Source organism: Mycetohabitans endofungorum, assembly GCF_037477895.1.
GTDB lineage: Bacteria > Pseudomonadota > Gammaproteobacteria > Burkholderiales > Burkholderiaceae > Mycetohabitans.
In genome coordinates this window covers 739,303-762,362 of sequence record NZ_CP132745.1, presented here as the reverse complement: position 1 = coordinate 762,362, position 23,060 = coordinate 739,303, and the positions used below count along the sequence as shown (strand labels likewise).

21 protein-coding genes and 2 pseudogenes are annotated in these 23,060 nt (G+C 62.4%); 8 read left to right on the top strand and 15 right to left on the bottom strand.

The features are described 5' to 3' along the window. Window positions 1–103: 103 nt before the first annotated feature. The 9 genes and pseudogenes from RA167_RS15415 to RA167_RS15375 all read right to left on the bottom strand — a co-directional run bounded on the left by RA167_RS15415 (window position 104) and on the right by RA167_RS15375 (window position 8,087). A complete protein-coding gene (locus RA167_RS15415) occupies window positions 104–436 on the bottom strand; it encodes a helix-turn-helix domain-containing protein (RefSeq protein ID WP_370643045.1) in 333 nt (110 codons plus the stop codon). Further along, window positions 429–754: pseudogene (locus RA167_RS15410) on the bottom strand (type II toxin-antitoxin system RelE/ParE family toxin). The gene RA167_RS15415 and the pseudogene RA167_RS15410 overlap by 8 nt, the downstream one beginning before the upstream one ends. Window positions 755–976: 222 nt before the next feature. Then, window positions 977–2,143, bottom strand: a complete 1,167-nt coding sequence (locus RA167_RS15405; protein WP_175972495.1) for an SDR family oxidoreductase — start codon at window positions 2,141–2,143, stop codon at window positions 977–979. A 330-nt stretch (window positions 2,144–2,473) separates the two neighbouring features. Then, window positions 2,474–2,698 (bottom strand): hypothetical protein, encoded by a 225-nt coding sequence (locus RA167_RS15400; RefSeq protein WP_076788522.1) that lies wholly within the window; start codon window positions 2,696–2,698, stop codon window positions 2,474–2,476. Between the two features lie 77 nt (window positions 2,699–2,775). After that, a complete protein-coding gene (gene lipA / locus RA167_RS15395; protein WP_076788521.1) occupies window positions 2,776–3,759 on the bottom strand; it encodes a lipoyl synthase in 984 nt (327 codons plus the stop codon). Window positions 3,760–3,761: 2 nt separating this feature from the next. Beyond that, entirely contained in the window at window positions 3,762–4,874 is a 1,113-nt protein-coding gene (locus tag RA167_RS15390; protein WP_076788519.1) for an acetoin dehydrogenase dihydrolipoyllysine-residue acetyltransferase subunit, read from the bottom strand. Window positions 4,875–4,877: 3 nt separating this feature from the next. Continuing rightward, the gene (locus RA167_RS15385) at window positions 4,878–5,882 is read right to left on the bottom strand and encodes an alpha-ketoacid dehydrogenase subunit beta (protein ID WP_076788518.1); all 1,005 of its coding nucleotides are present in this window, start codon (window positions 5,880–5,882) and stop codon (window positions 4,878–4,880) included. Window positions 5,883–6,014: 132 nt separating this feature from the next. Beyond that, window positions 6,015–6,998: a thiamine pyrophosphate-dependent dehydrogenase E1 component subunit alpha gene (locus RA167_RS15380; RefSeq protein ID WP_076788516.1), complete on the bottom strand. Its 984-nt coding sequence runs from the start codon at window positions 6,996–6,998 to the stop codon at window positions 6,015–6,017. A 27-nt stretch (window positions 6,999–7,025) separates the two neighbouring features. Continuing rightward, entirely contained in the window at window positions 7,026–8,087 is a 1,062-nt protein-coding gene (locus RA167_RS15375; RefSeq protein WP_076788719.1) for an ATP-NAD kinase family protein, read from the bottom strand. A 474-nt stretch (window positions 8,088–8,561) separates the two neighbouring features. On the opposite strand from RA167_RS15375, the gene RA167_RS15370 reads away from it, so the two are divergent. After that, entirely contained in the window at window positions 8,562–10,619 is a 2,058-nt protein-coding gene (locus RA167_RS15370; protein ID WP_076788718.1) for a sigma-54-dependent Fis family transcriptional regulator, read from the top strand. A gap of 487 nt (window positions 10,620–11,106) precedes the next feature. On the opposite strand, the gene RA167_RS15365 is transcribed toward RA167_RS15370, so the two are convergent. Then, window positions 11,107–12,240, bottom strand: coding sequence for an IS701 family transposase (locus RA167_RS15365; RefSeq protein ID WP_076786592.1), 1,134 nt, complete (start codon window positions 12,238–12,240; stop codon window positions 11,107–11,109). Window positions 12,241–12,657: 417 nt separating this feature from the next. Between RA167_RS15365 and RA167_RS15360 the strand changes: the two genes are divergently transcribed. Both RA167_RS15360 and RA167_RS15355 read left to right on the top strand, forming a co-directional pair. Next, window positions 12,658–13,914, top strand: a complete 1,257-nt coding sequence (locus tag RA167_RS15360; RefSeq protein WP_076788513.1) for a glycosyltransferase — start codon at window positions 12,658–12,660, stop codon at window positions 13,912–13,914. A 103-nt stretch (window positions 13,915–14,017) separates the two neighbouring features. Next, complete coding sequence (locus RA167_RS15355) at window positions 14,018–14,251, top strand: hypothetical protein (RefSeq protein WP_076788511.1); 234 nt, start codon at window positions 14,018–14,020, stop codon at window positions 14,249–14,251. A gap of 366 nt (window positions 14,252–14,617) precedes the next feature. Here RA167_RS15355 and RA167_RS15350 read toward each other — a convergent pair whose 3' ends face one another. Together RA167_RS15350 and RA167_RS15345 are read right to left on the bottom strand one after the other, a co-directional pair. Then, window positions 14,618–15,442 (bottom strand): DUF1214 domain-containing protein, encoded by an 825-nt coding sequence (locus tag RA167_RS15350; protein WP_139337218.1) that lies wholly within the window; start codon window positions 15,440–15,442, stop codon window positions 14,618–14,620. Window positions 15,443–15,563: 121 nt separating this feature from the next. Continuing rightward, on the bottom strand, window positions 15,564–16,136 hold the full coding sequence (locus RA167_RS15345) for a DUF1254 domain-containing protein (protein ID WP_175972494.1): 573 nt from the start codon (window positions 16,134–16,136) through the stop codon (window positions 15,564–15,566). Between the two features lie 105 nt (window positions 16,137–16,241). On the opposite strand from RA167_RS15345, the gene RA167_RS15340 reads away from it, so the two are divergent. Together RA167_RS15340 and RA167_RS15760 are read left to right on the top strand one after the other, a co-directional pair. Further along, window positions 16,242–16,433, top strand: a complete 192-nt coding sequence (locus RA167_RS15340; RefSeq protein WP_170872326.1) for a hypothetical protein — start codon at window positions 16,242–16,244, stop codon at window positions 16,431–16,433. Between the two features lie 57 nt (window positions 16,434–16,490). Beyond that, a complete protein-coding gene (locus RA167_RS15760; RefSeq protein ID WP_422393169.1) occupies window positions 16,491–16,592 on the top strand; it encodes a hypothetical protein in 102 nt (33 codons plus the stop codon). Window positions 16,593–16,737: 145 nt separating this feature from the next. Here RA167_RS15760 and RA167_RS15335 read toward each other — a convergent pair whose 3' ends face one another. Next, entirely contained in the window at window positions 16,738–17,076 is a 339-nt protein-coding gene (locus RA167_RS15335; RefSeq protein ID WP_338877541.1) for a hypothetical protein, read from the bottom strand. A 178-nt stretch (window positions 17,077–17,254) separates the two neighbouring features. Then, window positions 17,255–17,497, bottom strand: a pseudogene (locus tag RA167_RS15330) (TolC family protein); the annotation flags it as partial. A gap of 312 nt (window positions 17,498–17,809) precedes the next feature. Between RA167_RS15330 and RA167_RS15325 the strand changes: the two are divergent. Both RA167_RS15325 and RA167_RS15320 read left to right on the top strand, forming a co-directional pair. After that, window positions 17,810–20,080, top strand: coding sequence for a heavy metal translocating P-type ATPase (locus RA167_RS15325; protein ID WP_083706144.1), 2,271 nt, complete (start codon window positions 17,810–17,812; stop codon window positions 20,078–20,080). A gap of 10 nt (window positions 20,081–20,090) precedes the next feature. Beyond that, window positions 20,091–20,594: a Fur family transcriptional regulator gene (locus tag RA167_RS15320; protein ID WP_076788501.1), complete on the top strand. Its 504-nt coding sequence runs from the start codon at window positions 20,091–20,093 to the stop codon at window positions 20,592–20,594. Between the two features lie 221 nt (window positions 20,595–20,815). Here RA167_RS15320 and RA167_RS15315 read toward each other — a convergent pair whose 3' ends face one another. Further along, a complete protein-coding gene (locus RA167_RS15315; protein WP_076788499.1) occupies window positions 20,816–21,610 on the bottom strand; it encodes a 5'-methylthioadenosine/adenosylhomocysteine nucleosidase in 795 nt (264 codons plus the stop codon). Window positions 21,611–21,821: 211 nt separating this feature from the next. Here RA167_RS15315 and RA167_RS15310 point away from each other — a divergent pair, with 211 nt between their 5' ends. Continuing rightward, window positions 21,822–22,955 (top strand): AGE family epimerase/isomerase, encoded by a 1,134-nt coding sequence (locus tag RA167_RS15310; RefSeq protein ID WP_076788497.1) that lies wholly within the window; start codon window positions 21,822–21,824, stop codon window positions 22,953–22,955. Window positions 22,956–23,060 lie beyond the last annotated feature (105 nt).

The window sequence follows — 23,060 nt, the reverse complement described above, 5'->3', positions numbered from 1 at the left end:
GGAACGAACCACTCGGGAATCACAACGACGAGCGTTCCGCGTAGTCCATGGAAGACCCGCTACTTCCTCGATTCCAAGCTCACGTCTTTCGACGCCTACCTGTTCACGCAAACGAGATCACAAGCTTCTTGCCACACGCGGCGGCGTATTTGCGCATCGTTGCGAACGATGGCGAATGCTTCTCGCTGGCGAGCGAGGCTTCGAGTCGAGACACTGCGGACGCCGTGGTGCCCATGCGCTCGGCGATTTGGGCCTGCGTAAGTCCAGCTTCCCGTCGAGCGGCAAGCAGCGCGTGCAGTGCCGCGTACTCTTCTTCGAGTGCGTCGTATGCTGCCTTGAACGTCGGATCTGCAAACAAACGCGCATCATCCTCCGCAGTGTGCGGCACTGGGTTGTACCGCTCATCAAGTTCCTGTTCCAATCGGTTCTTAACCATTGCCTATCTCCTTGAGACGTTTGCGGGCAATGCGCAATTCACTCTCCGGTGTCCGCTGTGTCTTCTTCGTAAAAGAATGCAGCACGACAATGCGCCGGCCCACCTGCATGCAATAAAACACGCGCCCGATGCCTTCGGGCCCTTCGGGCGTAATTCGAACAAGCCTTCCCCCATCGCACGCGAATGGGGCAGTCGTAAATCCGCGCCATGGTCTTCCATAAGCGAGAGCAATCGCCGGTAATCAGCGAGGATGCCTATTGGCATGGCGAAAACTTCGCGTTTGACGCGTTCGTTATAATAGGTGACAGCCCAATTCATGGAGCAATCATAGCAAATTTGCTAATTTTCGGCAAACTGGACAGCGACAATCATCGTGGCCGGCGTGTTGCCTCATGGGAGGATGTTACTTCCGCAGTTCGCGCAACTGGCCACGCGTTTCGCGCTGCCGTGGTCCGTGTATGTGCGCCTGTTGTCAGTTAAATCGCCCGCTGCGCGAGCGTTCTACGAGAGTAAGGCATTGCGCCAGGATGGTCGGTGCGGCTACAGAGCGCCAGCAAGGCCGGTACGGCGGGAAGTTCGGTAAGTGCTGTTAAGCGGCAGCTGCGCAAGCATCGCATCGATCAGCATTGGCCATTCGATGGTTTCCACATCCATCGGAAACCGCGTTCGTGTCTCATCGTCCATCCATGTGAGCGGACGGCGGGCATGATGATCGAGGAATACCGTTGCATCGTCGAATGCAAAGCGGTAGGCCTCGAGCAGCGTTCTATTGAGTGCCGTGAGCCGCTTGTCACCGAGTTTGGCCAGCTCGGCATCGAGTTCGGCACGGTCACGCACATATGTTATCCCGCCGGCCCTTGAAATGACGTCACCGAGCGGCGGCATGTTACGCGCGGCGGACGCGCAGTGAATCACTGAAAAGCCATTGGTTGGATGCGCTGCCGCATTGGCTAGTAGCAGATTCGCGCACAGGTCAACCGGAATCGAATCGTTTACGGCCGTTCTTGCCGAGTCAGGAAAGACGCGTATACCTCGCGCGATCGCCTTTAACAGCGCGGGTAGCGCGTTGTCGAAGCGGCAAAAACCGCGTGCCGGGAACTCCCATGCGCCGCACGCTGACGTGACGCGCGCCAGTAAGATTGGCAAGCCGGGATAGCGCTCGTGTAGCAGCCGCTCGGCGAGATTTTTCGCGTATGAGTAGGCGTTCGGCCATTCATGCAGGCGTGCCTCGTCTCCGGCCAGTACGGCGCTAAGTTCCTGTTCGGCAGAATAGTCTTGAAACACCGTTTCCGCGATCCGCGGCGTGCGCAGATGCAACGCCGCCCAGTAACTAGAGGTGACGACGTAAGCGCGCAGCTTGCTGAACTGCGATGCAAGGGCAGCGCCTTCCAGGACGGGCAGCGTATTGGCGGCAACTTGTGCGGATAAACCGACATCCCAACGAGTGTATGCTGCCAAATGAAAGATGACGTGCACGTCGCGGGCCAATTTCTGCACCGTATCACAGTCTAAGCCCCATGCAGGTCGTGTCACGTCCGCATTGATCCACACGACCTTCGGATGGCTGACCCCTGGCTGCTTTCTATATAAGCAGTAAATGCGGCCGATGTCAGGCAGTTTGTCCAATATGGTGCGCAACAGCACGGATCCGATGAATCCGGTGGCGCCGGTGATCAATACCTGCTTTTTGCTATAAAACCGCTGCATGATGCATGTCCTGTGTGGCTGGCGTAACCCGGATTTCATCAAGCCACGAGGTTCGGACACAGCAAAGTGCGACGCTGCATGCTGCAATGCGAAAATCTGTCCGCGGTATACCATTGGCCGACGGCTGGACACATCACTGTTTCGGCTGGCAGGTCGTCAATTTGGCTTCACGCTGTCGCAGGCCGACCGCTGGCAATCATTGCCGGTCGTTAACACATGGTTGACGAAATCACCGGGCTGTAGGCGTCACGCTTGCGTCCGAACGGTGCGGAATGCCGTAGGCGATCGTTGCGACCGACACGCCGCTGAAAATGATCGATAACGCAGTCTTCATCCGACATGCTCAAACAGCACAGTGCTTACGACATCCTCGCCGAAGGCCACACCGACGATATCCTCCCCCACGGCCAGATCCGCAGCGAATTGGGAACTGTGATCAGCCCGTGCCGGCACCGTCGTACGCTTGCTGGGGGCATACGGCATCACCCCACGACGGCTTGCCGCCGTGAGGCGCGCCGACAACGTCCCGCTGGCCATCGGCAACGATGCAGCCATTCGCGTAACCAACCCGCGCGACGATACTGGTGCAATATTGAGGATCCAGCTACGCGCCGACGGCAGTCAGCGCTGCGCTAAATAGAGTCGACTCGTTCGACGCCCTGCACGGTTTGCGCCGCGTGGTACGAGGAGCGCACCAATGGCCCGGCGATCACCTGCCGGAAACCCAGTTCCATCGCCGTCGTGCGCAACGCGTCGAACGCCGCAGGGTTCACGTAGCGCTTCACCGGCAAATGCCCTGGCGACGGCGCCAGATACTGCCCGAGCGTGATGATGTCCACGCCGTGCCGACGCAAGTCCTGCAGTGTCGCAATAACCTCGTCGTCACGCTCGCCGAGGCCGAGCATCAGGCCTGACTTAGTCAGCAGCGCTGGGTTACGCGTTTTAACCTGTGCGAGCAACGCCAGCGATCCGGCATAATCGGCGCCCGGCCGCGCGACACGGTACAGTGAAGGAACGGTTTCGATGTTGTGGTTGAACACATCCGGCCACGACATCGACAGTGCGTCCAATGCTCGATGGGTCCTGCCGCGAAAATCCGGCGTCAGGATTTCCACGCCCACGCCCGGCACGCGTGCGCGCAATGTCTGCACGCAGCGCGCGAAGTGCCCCGCGCCACCATCGCGCAAGTCGTCGCGATCCACCGAGGTCACGACGACGTAGCGCAAACCGAGTACGGCCGCTGCATCGGCCAATCTCGCCGGCTCCTGCTCATCCAGCGGCGGTGGCCGGCCATGGGCGACGTCACAAAACGGGCACCGGCGCGTGCAAATGCCCCCCATCACCATGAACGTCGCACTGCGCTGAGCGAAGCACTCGCCGATGTTCGGGCACATCGCTTCCTCACATACCGAGTGCAGGCCGTGCTCGCGCAGTACCGCAGCCACGTGTGCGACGGCTTCGCTCATCATCGGCCGCGCCCGCAGCCATGCCGGCTTTGGCAACGGCGCACCGTCCGGATGCACGACCTTCACCGGGATACGAGCGAGCTTGTCGTGACTGCGCGCGCCGCGCTGCCCGAGCGCAGTCAAGCTCCGGTACGGCGTCACCGTTCCCATCGTCAGTCTCCGAGGAACGCGTTCAACACCTGGTTGACCTCGGCAGCCGCCTCCATCTGCACCATGTGCCCTTTGCCTTCGATGATGTGTGACTGCACGCCCGCAGGCAGCCCCTGTGCATGCAGCGACGGAATGATGCGGTCCTCGCTGCCCCAAATCACCAGCGTGCGCGGTGCCAGCTCGGCGAGCCGGTCACGGTACACGTGCCGCTGAACACCATCGCCGAATGCCGCCGCCGCGATCTTGGCGAGCGTCTCGTTTACGCCGTCCAGACGCTTGTACTTAACGATGTCCTCAACCAATTGGCGAGTGACCAGCGCAGGATCTGCAAACAGCTTCAGCAGGTGCGGCTTGAGCGTATTGCGGCTGGTCCCGGCCACGAATCCGCTAATGTAATCTGCGTCGATTTCGCGGCCTAGTCCTGCGCTGGCGATCAGTGCCAGCGACGCAACTCGCTGCGGCTCCACGCTGGCGATCTGCAGTGCAACGGCGGCGCCCATCGAATGGCCCACCAGGTGCGCACGCTCGATCCCCTCTTCGCGCATGAACGCGGACACATACTGGGCAAGCTCGTCCAATGTGCCGGCTTTCAGCGGCTTGCTCGACTCCCCATGCCCCGGCAGGTCCAGCGCCCATACCGCGCGACGCGCCGCCAGCTCGGCGTGGTTGAACAGCCAGTTGTTCAGGTCACCGCCGAACCCGTGGATTAACAACACCGGAACGCCGCCATCGCCTTGCTTCAAGTAGCGGATCGTATGCGAGCCGACGATGCGCTTCTGCGGCTGCGGTCCCGTGTCAGCCGCATCGGCCGCGGCCGGCACGAAATCGCGCTGGAACGCCGCAACGGCTTCGTCGATTTGGGCATCGCTCGCGTCGGTATCAGCCACCACCGCCAACAAGGCGCCGACCGGCAGCGTTTCACCTTCGACGGCAATCTGCCGGCGCAACACACCGTCAAATGCACATTCCACGCCAGAGGAAATTTTCTCTGTCTCCACGTCAAGCAACTCATCGCCCTTAGATACCTTGTCGCCGATCTGCTTGAGCCACCCGTTGACCTGGCCCTGCTCCATCGACAGTCCCCACTTGGGCATCGTAATCATGTGAATCGGCATCGATCAGCTCCTTACCTTCGTCACGGCCGCCGCGATCTTCTCAGACGACGGGATGTACATGTCCTCCAACACGCCGGCAAACGGGGCTGGCGTATGCGGCGCGGTGACCAGCTCGATCTGCGCCTTGAGCGATTTGAATGCGCGCTGCGCGATGAGTGCGGCAATGTCAGTCGCCACCGAGCAACGGGGGTTGGCTTCATCGACGACCACCACCCGACCGGTGCGCGACGCGCTCTCCAAGATCGTTTCCTCGTCCAGCGGCGACGTCGTGCGTAAGTCGATCACTTCGACGTCGATGCCTTGCCTGGCCAGCACATTGGCCGCCTCCACCGACTGGTGCACCATCCGTCCATAGGTGATAATCGTCGCATCGTCGCCGTCGCGCACCACGTTGGCCTCGCCAAACGGAATCGCATAAGACTCCTCCGGCACGTCCCCTTCTCGGCTGTACAACAGCTTGTGCTCGCAGAAAATCACCGGGTCATCATCGCGGATCGACTGGATCAACAGCCCTTTCGCGTCATAGGGCGTGGACGGACATACCACCTTCAGCCCAGGCACATGCGTAAACAGCGACGTGAGCATTTGTGAGTGTTGGGCGGCAGCGCGCAGTCCCGCACCCTGCATCGTGCGGATCACCACCGGGGTAACCGCCTTGCCGCCAAACATGTAACGGAACTTGGCCGCCTGGTTGAATATCTGGTCGAAGCACACTCCCATGAAGTCAATGAACATTAGTTCGGCGACCGGCCGCATGCCGCATGCGGCAGCACCAACTGCCGCGCCAATGAACCCGCCCTCGGACAACGGTGTGTCGAGCACCCGCCCAGGGTATCGATGGAACAGCCCCTTGGTCACCCCGAGCACGCCACCCCACGCATCCTGCTCGCCGGGCGAGCCCGCACCGCCGGCGTTGTCCTCACCCATCACGATGACGTTTTCGTCGCGCGCCATCTCTTGGCTCAACGCCTCGTTTATAGCTTGTTGGTAAGTGATCTTCCTGGCCATGGCCGTCTCCTGGTAGCTCGTTTCGAATTGGATCGGAGCGCGGCGCGCGCACGCCGCGCGTCGCTTCTCGCATCGTGCCGCGACGTCTGACGGGGCATCGCCCCGCTGCGCATCGCATCCATTACGCCCTCCTCACGGATAGGCGACGTAGACGTCGCTCAGCAAGTCCGCTTCGGTCGGCAGCGGGGCAGCCTTCGCGCTGTGCACCGCGTCGTCTATCAGCGCCTTGACGCGCTCATCGATCGCGCGCAGCTCATCCACTTGGACCAGTTCGCTGCGTACCACGCGCTCCTCGAAATGCTTTAAGCAGTCGTTTTCTTCTCGAGCCTTCTGCACTTCTCCTGGTTCTCGGTACGTCTGCGCGTCGCCCTCGAAGTGCCCGTAATAGCGCGTGAACTTGACCTCGACCAGCGTCGGGCCGCCGCCGTGGCGAGCACGGCTGATGGCTTCGCCCAGCGCCTCGTACACAGCGAAGAAATCGAATCCGTCCACAATCACGCCGGGCATGCCGAAGCCATTGGCGCGGTCGGCAATGTTGTCGGCCGCGACGGACCACGCTGCCGATGTCGCTTCAGCGTATCCATTGTTTTCAGCCACAAAAATAGCCGGCAACCGCCAGACCGAGGCCAGGTTCATCGATTCGAAAATCACACCCTGGTTGGACGCGCCGTCACCGAAGAAGCAAACGCCAACACCGCCGGTCTTCTTGAACTTGGCGGCTAGCGCGGCGCCACACACCAGCGGCGCGCCTGCGCCAACAATGCCGTTCGCGCCTAACATGCCGCGCGACAGGTCAGCGATGTGCATCGAGCCGCCTTTGCCCCGGCAAACGCCAGTGCGGCGGCCGTAGATCTCGGCCATCATGCCATGCACGTCGACGCCCTTGGCAATGCAATGACCGTGGCCACGGTGCGTCGTCGCCACATAATCGATATCGTTCAGGTGCATCATCGTGCCGACCGCGGACGCTTCCTCACCCGCGTAAAGGTGAACGAAGCCTGGGATTTCACCGGTCGCGAACTCGACGTGCAAACGCTCCTCGAACTCGCGGATCGTACGCATCGACCGGTACGCGTCGAGCAATGTCTCGCGGGTAAGCTGGCTCGATATCGACATGGTTAGGCCTCCTATTAGTGTATCGTGCTAGTTAAACAACGCTGCTGCGCGTTCGCGCAGGAATTGCCGTGCCGCGCTGAAACGCAGGGTTCGTTCGACATCGACCGTCAGCGGTCCCTCCCAGTCGAGCGAAACGACATAGGTTTCACCTTTTTCAATTTCGATCTCGCGCTCGCCGTCGAACGCCAACGTGCCGTAAACGGCGTCGAGCATGACCTGCTGGCCGACCTCCAACCGCTTACAGTCAGTCATCCACACGGTGCCGATTTGGCCCGGCGCGATGGGTGCAACTAGCGGCACGCCAGCCGGCGGTGCATCGGCAAATGTCATCTGCAAGCCATGCGGCGCAGTGCGGGCCACCGGCGCCCACGCGGCGCCAATCGACGACAGGCCAATGGCATCGGCGGCGGCGAAGGTCAGGAACAAGGCGTGAATATCAGACGGATCGGATACCGCACGCGCGCCGATGAAGCGCTGCCGGCTCACGCACAGGTCAACCAGCGCAATCTCCTCATGTCCGCGCTTGCGTCCAGATACACAGCGCACCACGAGGCGTTTGTTGCGTGACAGTGCCGCGTCCGAGGGAACTGCGCCGATCGCGACCAGGGCGCCGGCCAGGCCCGCCACGGTCGCTTCGCGCAGATCCGGGAAGCTGTTGTTAGTGCCAGTGGACAACGTGAGCAGCGGCACGTCGCGGCAGTGCATCGCCACCGCGCGATGGGTGCCATCGCCACCCAGTACGGCGATCAGCGATACGCCGCGCTCGACCATGTACGCCACACCCGCATGCGTGTCGGCCACGCGCTGCGTCATCGGCAGGTCGATGAACTCCACCTGCGGCCACCGCTCGCGTCCGCCCAGGGCCGCCTGCGTCTGCACAGCGCGCAACACGAGCGCCGCGACACCTGTTTTGTCCCGCAGTGTTAATACGCGACGCACGCCCAACACACCCAGCCCTGCAAGTAGCCGGACCACCATGTTCGCTTTTTCGGCAGTCGGGAACACCGACGCATGCGTGGTCAGGCGACGAATATCGCGACCCGATGCAGGATTGACGATGATACCGACCGCCGGAACGGTGCTTGACACGGCGTTGTCTCCTTGCCCGGCGTTGCCGCCCGGCGTCACCGCTCATCAGCATGAGCGGACATGTTGCTGACAGGCACTGTCATTGCAATGTGCATGCCAATATGAGCGAGCCACGTTCACGCCATCCGCGCCAGCCCATCGCGATGGGGCTGCGTGGCCCATACGAAGAAACTGCACGCGCGGTGGCGCCACGCTGTGCGTCTCCTGGCTGTCTCAATACGTCGCCGTCCGTATGCGCTCGCCCGCATCGACTGGCGGCACAGCGTGACGACATCAAGCCGGGACAAGCCCGCTGCGACGGGGTGGGGACAAGTTGACAGGCCAGCGCAACATGCCTAGACGAGCGTGAGACGCGTGGCGCCGCCTGATGAGACGATCGTCTCACGCCACTGGCATGTTGCAATGCAACGTGTGCCGAAGGCGATGAATGTGCTAAAAACAGCTCAAGCTGCAGGTTCTCTGACGGAGTTCGCGATGCCGTACGTTTCATCCAACCAGCACATCAAGCGCGTACACAGCGCGATCGAAAGTCACAACGCACCACTCAATAATGAAGCGTCGCGCCTCGTTTCGTCTTGGCAACGTTCGCTCGAGCGGTACCGGCTCGATCCGTCCTCGCGCGTGGGGCCGCGCGTCGTCACCGCTAGCGAACTGCGCGAGTTGCGCGAGCGCGAAGAGGCATTTTTGCGTGCATCGGGCCAATGCCTGTCTAGGCTGCACGCGACGGTCCGCACCGCTGACTATTGTGTATTGCTAACTAATGCACATGGCGTGACGATCGACTATCGGATCGACCGCGATCGTCGCCCGGACTTCAAGCAGGCGGGCTTGCACATCGGATCGTGTTGGTCTGAACAGGAGGAAGGCACGTGCGGCATCGCTAACGTGCTCGCCGACTTAGCCCCAATTACCGTGCATAAGACGGATCATTTCCGCGCCGCGTTCACCACGCTTACGTGCAGCGCGGCGCCGATCTTCGCGCCGGACGGGTGTCTGATTGGCGTGCTCGATGCGTCGGCAATCCGCTCGCCGGACAATCGCGACAGCCAGGGATTGATCTACCAATTGGTGCGACAAAACGCCCGATTGATCGAGGACGCCTACTTCCTGAACCAGACCACCCACCATTGGATCCTGTTCGGCCACACCAGCCGGCACTTCGTCGAGGCGTGGCCGGAGGTACTGATCGCGTTCGACGAGGGCGGCAACCTTGTTGCGGCCAACGCCCACGCTCGTGAGACCATTCCAGGGCTCTCCGGCGGTGCCCGTGGCCACCTGGCTGACTTGTTCGACGTGCCGCTTGCGCGCATGCTCGATGCATCGAACCTGCATGACGTGCTGCCGTTGCGGCTGTACGCGTCGGGTACGATCCTGTATGCGCGAATCCGTAGACCGCAACGGCGCGGGCACGCGGCGGGCGTCTTGACTTCAGCGCGTGCTGCCAGGCCAGCGGCGTCAGCACGGCCTGCATCATCGTTACGCGGCGCGCTGCCGCACGATGGTAGGGCGCCCGGCCCATCCGGTATGCGGCCCGGTATGCCAGCCGGTCGTCTATCCGATACGCCGGCCGGCACTGGACCACTGGAAGCCTTCGCGCAGAGCCAGGATCGGCGGGTCGCCCAGGCGGCGAGCATTGCGCTGCGCGTCGCGGAGCGGCGCCTGCCGATCCTGATTCTCGGGGAAAGCGGCTGCGGCAAAGAGGTCTTCGCGCGCGCGATTCATGAGTCAGGCATCCGATGCCAGCAACCCTTCGTGGCGGTGAACTGCGGTGCGCTGCCGGAGTCGCTGATCGAAAGCGAGTTGTTTGGGTATGCGGCCGGCGCGTTCACGGGCGCACGCAGCAAAGGCACGCGCGGCAAGATCGCGCTCGCGCATGGCGGCACGCTATTCCTAGACGAGATCGGCGACATGCCGCTGTCGCTGCAAACACGGCTGCTGCGTGTACTAGCCGACGGCGAGGTACTACCGTTGGGCGCCGAGACGGCGACCCGCGTCGATGTAAACGTGATTTGCGCGACACACCGCGACCTGGACGCAATGGTCGCGCAAGGCACTTTTCGCGAGGACCTGTACTACCGCCTCAGCGGGGCGGTACTACGGCTGCCGCCGCTTCGCGAACGTATCGACATTCGGGCGCTGATACAGGCCGTTTTCGACGACGAAGCGCGCACCGTGCCGCATAAGCTCGTGCTCGATCCCGCGGTACTTGAACGCCTGTGCCATCATCCGTGGCCCGGCAACGTGCGGCAACTGCGCCACGCATTGCGCTACGCATGCGCCGTAACCGATACAAACCGGGTCGAATGGTGCGATTTGCCAGCCGAAATCGCATCCGAACTGGGCTCATCGGCGACGCCGCCGGTGGCGCTAGAGTCACTGACCGACGAGCGAGAACGTATCGTCGCTGCGCTGACGCGGCACCAGTGGCGCCCCATTCCAGCGGCACAGGCACTCGGCATATCGCGCGCAACGCTGTACCGGCGCATCGCCAAGCTGGGCATTGTCCCACCCCATCGGCTGCCGGCCGCATAGGTCCACGCAGAACATACGGTATCCTGTCATTTAACTCGGCGCCTGTCTTGCGCGTCTCACCGGATGGCGGCATGCTTAGGCTGGATCGTCGACAGCAATTTGACACACAAGGGCTCAATGCGTGACGCGACGGTTCTCGCCTGCATGAAAAGATGGATCAGAGAGCCCGTCAAGTTCGCGCCGGCATGGACTGCTGTCGCGCCACTCCCTACGGCATTCCAAGCCGCCGCCTCGCGCCGACAGGTTTTGCCGGGTACGGCGTCAACCTAATGCTATTCGTTGTCGCATTGCGCAACCTAGTACTACAGCCGTAACTATTCACGGTGGCGCGCAACCACGAGCGCGATAATGAGCCTGCTGCGCTCGCCATTGATGGGTGCGACGCCAGATTGACCATCGCAGAACAGTGTTAATCGAGCTCAATCCCCTCCATAAAAGACGGCATAGTAATCGGCGAATCTCCTGCACGCTCAGCGGCACCCTGCCTTCAGGCGTTTTTTTTACTGCGCGCGCTCAGCGTAACCAGAACAGCATGGGCTAGCAGCGTGAGGGTGATATGGCGATACCAGCCCTGCCATCGGCGCACCTCGTACTGATCCAAACCGCATTCGCCCTTGGCTGCCTCAAAGCTGGTCTCAATTTGCCATCTGCGCCCCGCCACCTTAACCAGTGCCTGCTTCGAGGCCTTGCTGCGTGGCGCATAGACGAGGTAATAGGCATGCTCCCGTTTCTCATCGAGGCTGCGCCGTACCAGCAAATAGTGTCCGAAGCGGCGCTCCTCAGCGCTAGTTTGCAAGCGCCACAGCTCAATGAGTGCCCAGTCGTAGAGGCGCTCGCCTTTCGCTCCAGCGCCTGCCGACAAACGTTGCCATGCCCGGGCAGGCACGCTCTGTGCAATGCGCTGCGCACGAACATACGTCGGCCCCTGCCACCATAGCGGTTCATTCTTTGCCACCGCCATCACAAACGGCTGCTGGCGCGATTCCAACCATAGCCTCAACCTGCGATCGCCCCCGTACACCTCATCGCCCGTCACCCACCCGCAGGGCACGCCCGCCTCCAGGGCGCGCTCAAGCATCTGTCGAGCCAATTGAGGCTTGGTGGCAAACTTGACCGTCTCAGGAACGCCCGCCGCCGCGCAACGCGACGGCTCATCTGTCCAGGCTTTGGGCAGATAAAGCTCCCGATCAATGAAGGCACTGCCCTTCTTGCCGGCATAACAGAGAAACACCCCAATCTGGCTGTTCTCGATGCGCCCCGCGGTGCCACTATACTGACGTTGCACGCCGACCGAGTGCTCGCCTTTCTTGACGAATCCTGTTTCATCCACAATCAGCACGGCATCCGTGGCTCCCAGCTGTTCGACCACATACTGGCGCAGCACGTCACGCACGGCGTGGACATCCCACCTGGCCCGATCAAGCAGATACTGTACGCTGTCTGGTGTCGATTCACCCATCCATTCTGCTAGCTGCCAGCCATTCTTGCGCTCCACCCCACCCAACAGAGCCTTCAAATAGGCCAGTGAGCGCTGGCGCGATTCCGAACGACTGAACTGGCATGCAATCCTTTCGTGCAACGCCACTAGCTCACGCTCCCATCCTTGCACCAGTGTCTTCATCAATCGTGCGCCACATACAATCCCTTCGTAATTTTAATCCATTATAGTTACGGCTGTAGTACTAGGCACGGCCTGCGCCGGCGACTATTTCTTGGTGGCACCGCTGTTTAGTTGCACCGCTGTTCGGCGTCGTATTGTCGCTCGCGCTTTGGCCCGCGATGCCGCCAGGGCAATGCTAGTGGGCGGTGGCGTTGATGGCAATCAGGGGTAGGGCTTCATCCCTCATCGGCATCACCATCGATCGCGGGCTCTCACGCAAGCTTTGTGCGCATAAAGTTTTGCCGCGCAGCATAAACGCTCGCGCGCGAACGAAAAGGGTCCGCACAGGACTGTGGTATAACGCTTCGCGACTACGGGTACGCCTTCGCGCCATCAACGTGTCGTCGAGCCGTCATAGCCATTCACCACACGCTGCTCATGGAACGATTATCATCGAGGGAGGCCGGCACGGCACAGCGCGTCCGGATTATTTTCCACATCACCGAATTTAACGACGGCGGCATTGAAAGCGCACTGATCCAATGGTTGCGCGTTTTCGATCGCAAGCATTTCAATGTGACGCTGTCAGTCATGTTCACGTCGGCTGCGTTGGAACGTCGTTTCCGTGCGTCGATCCCGGCCGACGTATGCATCGAGACGCTGGTCGATCGCAGATGGCTGAATTTTTTCCAAACACGACGACACCTGCACAAGCGCAGCAAACTCGAACGCATCGCGCGCGACATCTTCAATACGGTTGTTGTGCGCCGTTATGTGTCACAGCGCATCGCCCATCTTGCCCGCGAGCATCATCTAATCGTCGATTTCGATATGTCGCTGCGTCGCATCGCAGGCCGGTACGGTGTTGGATGGCTCGGAGTAAATCACTTCAGCTTCGATGCTCGGCTTGGTGGCCGGCCCCGCAAAATCCGGCGCTTGCTGAAACAATATCAAGCCTACGACCGGATTGCGGCGCTGACCGAGCACATGGCCGATGAAGCACAGGCGATGTTCGGCTCGCGGCTACCTCCGCTGCTGGTGCTGCCGAATGCGATCGATATCGCGGCGATCCACGAACGTGCGTCCCATCAGGACGGCAGCGCGTCAATGCCTGATGAGCCCTATATCGTCTCGGTAGCCCGCCTCGACGAGATCCAGAAAGACCATCGCACGCTGTTGCGAGCATATCAACGTTTGGTGATGGCGCACGTCGTACGCGAGCATTTGGTGATCGTGGGCGACGGAGCGTTTCGCGCCGAACTCGAGCAATTGGCGCGCGAGTTGGGTATCGGCGAGCGTGTGCACTTCACCGGTCAATTGAACAACCCGCATCCAGTGATCGCCGGCGCGACACTCCAGATACTGAGTTCGCGCTACGAAGGCATGCCGATGGTGCTGCTCGAGGGCCTCGCGCTGGGCAGGCCGATTATCGCAACCGACTGCCCGACCGGGCCCAGCGAAATCCTCAATGGCGGCCGTGCCGGCATTCTCGTTCCGGTCGGTGACGTCGACGCGATGGTAGACGCCATGCGCACGGTGCTGACCAACCCTGCGCTGCGCACCGAACTCGCCGGACGCGCTCGCCAGCGAGCGCAACATTACGGCATCGACGCAAGCAACGCGAGACTGAAGGCGTATGTCGACACGATTCTTGCATCCAGGCGCGCCGTACCAGCGGCGACCGGAACAGCCTGACCAGCGTCGAACAGCCGTCTTCATACCAATTGCACTATTGATTCGTTCGCGGCGATTTTGTCCGGCGTATGCTATAGGTGTCACGCCAGCTTGCAAGATACCCATGGAGATATGCCGCAATTACAAGGGCTACACGATATTGCCCAGCGCAGAGCCGCTGGGCAACGGCCTGTATGCCGCCAATCTCGACCTCGAAGGCCAGCAGCATGGCACACGGTCGCACGTGGAGCATTTCGAGGCGCTCGACTATTTCTTCGAGGCCGAACAGGCCACCGCATACGCACTGCATTGGGGAAAATTGTGGATTGATACACAGCACCGGCTCAAGGCAGCATGAGGTGACGTTCGGCATACCGGCGCCACGAGCCGGCTCGCGCGATGACAAACCGAAGACCGACCTAACGCTACCGGCGATCGAGTGCCTCCTGGCATTATCGGCGAGCGCGAGCCGCGTAGACCGGTTGCACTGCGTCGGGCAAAACCATTGACGGCAATACGAACGTGTCCCAAGGATTCACTAGGGACACGCCGGTTTCAACAAATCGGCCATATTGCGCGTCACAACGATCATGCGGTGCAGCTATGCCGTTGCGGTAATTAGATAGCGCCTGGATACCTTATAAAAGTCCGATGAAGTAACTAGCGGCCCAGCGCCATTCTCACGCCACCGGCAAGTCGGGCCACTTTCGCGGCACTGTCTCGGCTACTGGCGATCCAATGCCGGCGGCCGCCAGTTCGAGCGGCGCATCACTGCACTTGGGCCATAGATCCGCATGACCATCCTGAAATGGCCGGTCGGCGATACGAGCCAGTTCGCTGCGGCGGGGCGCGCTGGCGCGGTCGGCTGCACGGTGATATCAATCGACCCGTCCTGGTTGCGCACTAGATGATCGCGATCGGTCAGCACGACATGGCGATTACGCCACCCCGGCCTATGCGCGTCGCCCCTGAACGACGCGCCGACGCCGCCGGCTTCGTCGTCATCCAACGGCTCCGCGACGAGCGTCCAGCCGCCGGCCGAGACGGGCAACTGGTTACGCGCGAAATGCATCATGTAGCCATCCTTCCCCGATAGCGGGCGGTTGTCGCGGTCCACATCGGCGACCGGCGTCAGCACATCCTCCGTCAGACCTGCGCCGGGCACCACCGTGGCAACGTACGCGCGATACGCATAATCCTGTCCGTAGCTGCCCGCATCGTCATCAAACCAACGCCATCCGTTCGCCGCCACGACACCGTTCGGGGGCACGCTACGCACGCGTGCCCTGCCTTGCTCGATACCGGCCGCAAATGCCTTGGCCGAGACGGGCGACAGTGTAAAAGGCTGGCCCGGCACGATGCCGAGCTGCTTGAGCATTTGCAACGCGTGATCGTCCGTGTCAGCCACCGGTGGGCTATCGACCAGCGCCGCGGACAAGCGGGTAAAGAAGGTCTGAGCACTCATCTGATCGACGCGGGCGAGCGCGGCGGCAACGGTCGAGCCATCATCGGCCGGGCGCCACGCGCCACGCGCGGCGCTACCGGTCATACGGCTGCCTGTTGATGTGCCGGCCGGCGACGGCGAAACGCGGGCAAACGCCGACGACGGTACGGCGCCGTGCTTGCCCAGCCATGCGGTTAGTGGCGCGACCCGTGGAGTTGCATTCGGCTTATGCGACCGTGCGGCACCGCGCGGCACCGCGCGCCACCCCCGGCTCCACCACGCAAAGCATCAGATAACGGGTTGGCGAATCCACGCGTGCAACGCCAGGCGGCAAGCTGCCCATCCAGCCCGGCCCGACGAACGCGATGGTCTGCGCGCGCGAACCGGTCGTGCGGGTGCCGGCCGACACGGCGACGTTGGTCCACATGTCATTGGCCTGCACCAGTGTGTAGCGGCCATGCGCGTCGGGCAACGACAGCACGACCGGCTCAGGGCCGAGATCCAGCCACTCGCTGCTGACAAAGCCCGGCTCACCGGAGGTCCCCGTATAGAGTTGGTTGACCGGACGCGTCGCCGTCTGCGCCTCGCGCAGCACGTCCATCACCACCAGGGGATAGCCGAACACATACGAATCGGCCACCTCTGTCGTCGTCCAGCCGGCATTGCTCGCGCTCAACGGCGAGGGCCCCGCGCAGCCGATAGCCAGCACGGCGGCGGCCAATGCGCCACAATATGAAACAGGGGTAGGCACGCGTGCGACGACGCGCGACGCATGCAGCAGCGACTTGAGTTGCATCATCAGGATTGCCTCGTATTTGTTATTCGCAGACCACCCGATGCGGCCCATTCCGCCCCGGACCCCGTGCTGCGACCTGCGGCCGTGGTCCTCGGCCGGCTGCAAACTATGAACCGCGACAAGATTGTTGACATGCGGTTGGCTCTTGTCAATTGGACAACACATGCTGCACCTACCGATGGACGACACCCATGTTTCTGCAGCACGCCGAAGGCCAACCCCATGCCTTTCAAAATCGATGCCGGCGCAGAATGGCTCGACACGCCGCAGCGCCCCGTCGCATACCCTGATCCGGTGTGACGCGACGCGCGCACTGATTCGGACGCGCTCGCTTTGTTGCAAGGCTCAAGCGCTTACGTGTCGCCAGGCTGGTATCCGAGCAAACAACAGGCCCATCGTGCCGCACCGGCCTACGACTTATGCAGCGATGCACGCCTAGGACCGCCTCGTCGTACATGACGATTCGTGATAGGTGCGCGCGCTGTTCGCCCGGCTCATGCGACAGATGCAGGTACGTGTGACAGACTCGTCATGGAACGCATGTGACGGACTCACCATGGAAACTGAGCGACGCGCCGCCTGACTTTCTCGATCATTTAGCCAATCAAGTGGTCAGCATCGAATTAACGGTTACCCGTTTGCTCGGTAAGTGGACGGTTAGCCAGCATCGCAGCGCGCAGGATCGGGCACGCGCGAACGCGGGGTTGCGTTCAATGGCAACCACAGAGGCGGTCGCGATCGCCGAGTGGATTGACCGAGCAGCCCAGTAGGGGTGCACAGCCGCATGGTGCAACACGTGCCAGCCGCTTTGCACACCTTTGGTCACCACGATGAGGAGAACTTGTGTCAGGTTGAAGTTGAGCGCGACCATCAACTGCATCAGTGCGATCATCGGCAGCACGAATGTAGGGTGGTACAACTGGCGTTCAATCAGCGCTCTCATCGGATGCTCCACTTGCGATGCGACATCGCCTCGTGCATCGCGGCCACCGAGCCGCACGATATCGCTGTTCCTACGTCGATGCATGGCATGGTAGGAACCACGCGAGAACGGATAAATCGGCTGCAACGAAATGGACTTGTTGGATTGGATGAACAATCGGCGCGGCAGCCATCCGTCGGATGACCGTCGCGCCGATCAGCTGCATGGCCGCACGCTGGTTCTGTAGCACCGTGCGCTCCGAATCGATCACGTCCAGATAGCTGACTGAGCCCTCGCGGTACTGCGCGCGCGACAACTGTGCAGTCCGACCCGATGCCTGCACGGAGTCGTCGTTCTGCGCCTGGATCTGGTCGGTCAGGATGCGCAAGTTTGCGAGGTTATCCTCAACTTCCTGGAACGCGACGAGCACCTGCTGCCGATCGGATGACATGCGACTTGCGTCGCCATAGCATGCCGAATACACAACCAGCGGAGTAACGGAGCAGCACGATGCTCGATACATCATCGAACTCGCCCGATGCGTTTTCGTCGCTCGGAGACTGGACCCTGAGCACGCCGCTCTGGATGCCGTATCGACCGACGGTAGCCCCTTCGGTCGCGGCGCCGGACCCGGGATGGGCATCGTGGCGGTCGTGCTGTCGCGCGTGGCAGCGGCGTGACGGGTCGCCGTGTGACCTTGACTCTCCCATCATGGGAAGGCTGATACTGCATTCCTCCTGTATCGCGCCCCGACATGATGAAAACCTCCCCGACCTATACGACATCGCTGGATATCGAAGGCATGACATGCGCCTCCTGCGTGACGCGTGTCGAGCGTGCACTCGGCAAGGTGCCGGGGGTATTCCATGTGACCGTTAATCTGGCGACCGAGCGGGCATCGGTCACGGCCGGGCTCGATGTGGCGGCTCCCACACTCGTCGCCGCCGTCAAGAAGGCTGGCTACGACGCACGTCTGACGCCCGAGACGCCCGCTGCGGCTTCACACGAGAACGCAATGTGGCCGCTGGCGGCGGTGATCGTCTCCACCTTGCTGACACTGCCGCTGCTGGCGCCCATGATCGAGATGCTGGCGGGCGCCGCGCCATCGCCCCACTCCGGCGAGCCGATGGCGGACATACAGGCGGCGATAGGCCACGGTGCGCCGAGCGTGCCGATTCTGCTGCAAGCCGTGCTGGCGACCGTGATCCAGTTCGTGCTCGGCGCGCGCTTCTACGTATCCGGCTACAAGGCCGTGCTAGCGCTGTCCGGCAACATGGACCTGCTTGTCGCGCTGGGCACATCGGCCGCTTATGGATTATCCCTTTACCAATGGGCGACCCACCCACATGGCGGTGCTCCCCTCTATTTCGAGGCATCCGCCGTGATCATCACGCTGGTGCTGTTCGGCAAGTGGCTCGAAACCCGCGCTAAGCGACAGACCACCGCCGCGATCCGCGCACTAAACGCACTGCGGCCCGATACAGCCCGCGTGCGTATCGACGGCACTGAACGTGAGCTACCACTGTCCGACGTGCGCGTCGGCATGCAAGTGATCGTGCGTCCCGGCGAGCGATTCCCGGTCGATGGCCGCATCGTCGGCGGCCGCACGCACGCGAACGAAGCCATGTTAAGTGGCGAGAGCCTTCCCATGGCGAAAGACGAAGGCGACACAGTGCACGCCGGCTCGCTGAACGGCGAAGGCGCAGTCGTGATCGAGGCGACGGGGATCGGTGCACAAACGATGCTGGCTCAGATCATCCAGCTGGTCGAGACCGCGCAAGCCGCGAAGGCGCCCATCCAGCGACTGGTGGATCGCGTCAGCGCCGTATTCGTGCCGGCCATCATCGCGATTGCACTGGTCACGCTGTGCGGCTGGTTGCTCGCCGGCGCACCGGTCCAACATGCGATCTTGAACGCAATCGCCGTATTGGTGATCGCCTGCCCCTGTTCGCTTGGGCTTGCGACGCCAACCGCCATCCTTGCCGGCACCGGCGTCGCGGCCCGGCATGGGATGCTGATCAAGGACGCCGAGGCACTGGAGCTTGCTCATCGGGTTAACGTCATCGCGCTCGACAAGACCGGCACGTTGACCGACGGCAAGCCCGTCGTCGTGGCCTTCGATGCATTGGAGGGCACAGACGAGGACGCGCTGTCGATTGCCGCCGGTGTGCAGCAGCACAGCGAACATCCGCTGGCGCGCGCAATCGTCGCCTTGGCGCAGCAGCGGCAGGTGGTTGCCGCCAAGGCGCGCGACACCCGCGCTATCGCTGGACGTGGCATCCAGACAACGATCGGCGACGCGATCTTTGGCATCGGCAGCACGCGATGGCTGCGCGAGCTTGGCATCGCGCCCGACGCGGCACTGCAGGCGCGTTCGGACGCGCTGCAGCGGGCCGGCAACACCGTATCGTGGCTGGTGTGCGTGGCACCTTCGCCCGCCCCACTGGCGCTAATCGCATTCGGCGACACGGTCAGGCCATCGGCCCAGGCGGCGCTCGCCCGGCTCGCCACATCGGGCATACGTACCCTGCTGATGACGGGCGACAACGGCGGCAGCGCAGCGGCAGTCGCCTCAGCGGTTGGTATCGCCGAAGTGCATGCGGACATGTCACCGCAGGACAAGGCCGCGATGATCGCGCGGTTGCGCGAGCAAGGCAATGTGGTGGCGATGGTTGGCGACGGTGTCAACGATGCGCCGGCGCTGGCCGCCGCCGACTTGGGCATCGCGATCGGCAGCGGCACGGACGTCGCGATGCACGCTGCCGGCATCACGTTAATGCGTGACGATCCTGCACTGGTAGCCGACGCACTGGACCTATCACGACGTACATATCGCAAAATCTGGCAAAACCTATTCTGGGCTTTCGTCTACAACGTCGTCGGCGTGCCATTGGCCGCGCTCGGGTGGCTCAATCCGATGATCGCAGGTGCGGCGATGGCCTTGTCCAGCGTGAGCGTCGTGGGCAATGCGTTGCTGCTGCGGCGCTGGCGCAGCTGCAACGCACGGGTGCGCCGGCCCATGTAGAATCATTGGCATGCCCAACACTCCATCCCGTACTCCCGCTGCTCGCGCGGCGCAAGCCGGCTCACCGGTGGCCGATGTCACGCAGGCGTTGCAGCTCGCGCACGCGTACTGCCAGGAGCGCGGCGAATCGCTGACGCCGCTACGGCAGAAAGTCCTGTCGTTGCTGCTGCAATCCGGCCGCGCCACCAAGGCCTACACGCTGCTCGATGAAATGCGCAAGATTCACCCGGGCTCCGCGCCGCCGACCGTCTATCGCGCGCTCGATTTCCTGCAGTCCGTGGGATTGGTGCATCGGATCGAATCGATCAACGCGTTCACGGTATGTCATGACTTGACGCACTGCCGGCACGGAATCCTGATCGTCTGCCAGTCCTGTGGCGCAGTCGCGGAAATCGATGCGCCGGGTGTTCATCACGCGCTAGTGAACAAGATTGAATCGACCGGCTTCACACTTGTCCGAGGCGAACTTGAACTCAAGGGCTTGTGCGCAGAATGCGCGGCAAAGGCTGCGTAACGTAAAGCGTCTTTGGGTCAAGGATCGGGCCGTCGACCGGCCGATCGTTGCCTGATAGTCCATATCATTCGGGCCATCCATGGGTGAGCCATGAGAATCAAGGCGCTGAATACCGTTCTTGCTTCCTTCAAAGAAGCCTTCGCCTAGCAGACTCCAAGCCCAACTGGCCGGCGCCACCCGAAGACCGCCGGCTCACGCGGGGCGGCTACGCATCGCGACCGCTATTGCTGCACCCGGCGCTGCGCAAGAAAACGCTGCAGCATGCCGCCCGAATACGCGCTCGCCACCTCGGCGAGGAACGTCGAGAACGACACCGCGGCGTGTGCGTCAGCGACATCCGAGATCGTGCGGACCACCGCGCAGCGCACGTCGTACTCATGACAGACCTGCGCCAGCGCCGCCCCTTCCATTTCGACCGCCAATGCGTCCGGCGCGGCCGCTAGCACGGCTTCGCGTGCGGCATGGTCGGCAATGAACCGGTCGCCGCTAACGATGAGCCCCCGATGCACGCGCGGCATATCGTCGATCACACCACGGTAGCGCTGGACGAGCTGCATCGCCTGCGCGCGCACAAACGATGCCGCAGCCACTGCCAGCGCGTCCGACAAGCTATCGTCAGTGCCGAAGCGGGAAACGCCGAGCAACGGCACTTCGAATCGCGGAAACAACGGCGATGCGTCCAGGTCGTGCTGCATCAGCGCATCCGCGATGACGATGTCACCCACCCGCACCTGCCGCGCGACACCACCCGCGACGCCAGTGAAAATAATGGCATCAACACCGAATTGGTGGATCATCGCGGTCGCGGTGGTCGCCGCGGCCACCTTGCCCACGCGCGCCAGCGTCATCACGCACGGCAGGCCGCGCAGCGTGCCAAGCGCGTATTCGCGGCGGCCCAGCATCACCGTGCGCCAATCCGGTGCGGCACGCATTTCGTCGATTAGGGGGGCGATTTCCTCCGGCAGCGCGGCCATGATGCCGAGCGGACGAGCGTTCGATTCTTGTACTGTATTCATAGGTCGGAAAGGACGTTGCGTGCACCGGCCAAGCCGGGCGCGGCCGCCCATGGGTCGGGTCAGGTCGGGCTCTGGCGATACCGAGCCGCTAGCATAGCAGGCTGCCGGCCGCGCGCGACGGGTACGCACTCCATCGCCACGCCGACAGCAGGAAGGGGCAACAGTTGCGGTACACTCGCATCCTAGCCGTTCCCGGAAAAAAGCCTGTTGCATGAACCAGCCAAACTACGCCAGCGCAACCATCGACGAGTTGCACCAGCACCTGGCCAGCGTGATTTTGCCATTGTGGGCCACCCGGGGCTTCAATGACGCATTAGGTCTGCCTTATGACGTGATCGCGCCGCCAGGACAGCCTGCGTTGCCGCCCACGCGCTACCGGGCTATGGCCTGTGCGCGCCAACTCTACGTGTTCAGCGCAGCTGGCTGGCACGATCACGCAGACCGCTTGTTTGAATCGCTGCGCAGCCGGTTCGTGGATACGACACATGGCGGCTGGCACTATAGCATCGATGCACAAGGCGCGCCGCAAGAGACGCAAAAGGATTTGTACACACATGCATTCATCGTGTTCAGTTGCGCGGAATATTTCCGGCACCGGGGCAACCGGGATGCACTGGATCTGCTCGAAGCGACACTGCACGTGATTGAAACGCGCTTCGCGACCGACGCCGGTCTGTACAACGCGGTGCTATCCGCCGACTTTCGCACGCTCGTCGACGGCCCGCAGCAGAACCCGATCATGCACTTGGCCGAAGCCTACCTGTCCGCCCGCGACGTACAGCGCGACGCGTGGTTTTCCGATGCGCTGCAGCGTATCGCGGAACAGATGATTGCGACATTCGTGCATCGCCCGACCGGCTGCATCGCGGAGTTGCCGATCGGCTGCAGCGCCTTGCGCATCGAACCCGGACACCAGTTCGAATGGTTCTACCTCGCGTCGAGCGCGCCGGATGTCTTTGGACACAGCGACCTGCCCGAGTGGCTCGGCTCGGCCTATATGTTCTCGCTCCGGCACGGCGTGTCGCCTGTCACCGGCGGAGTGTGCGCTGCGTTGGACGAGCATGGCCATGTGATCGAGCCAAACGAGCGGTTGTGGGCGCAAACCGAATTCGCCCGCGCGCTGGCCACATCGCAAGCGCTGCGGGGCGCCAGCGAGGCGCAAGATGCGTACGTGTCCCTGAAGGCTCAACTCGGCCGTTTCAAGCAGCGCTTCTTGCGCGACTACGGCTGGGTAGAATCGATTGCGCAGGACGGCGCCGTGGTGCGCGCGGACATGCCGTCAACGACGCCCTACCACATGGCGACCATGTACCACGCGGTTGCCCGCTTGCGCACGGGGTCGTGACGCCGGTCCATTCGCAGCCCTATCGCAGGCGGGCCCCAGCGATAGGGGGCTCGTATGGGTACCTCGTCAATCAGTCTATCGCTTCCTCGAAGCGACGGCATTGCG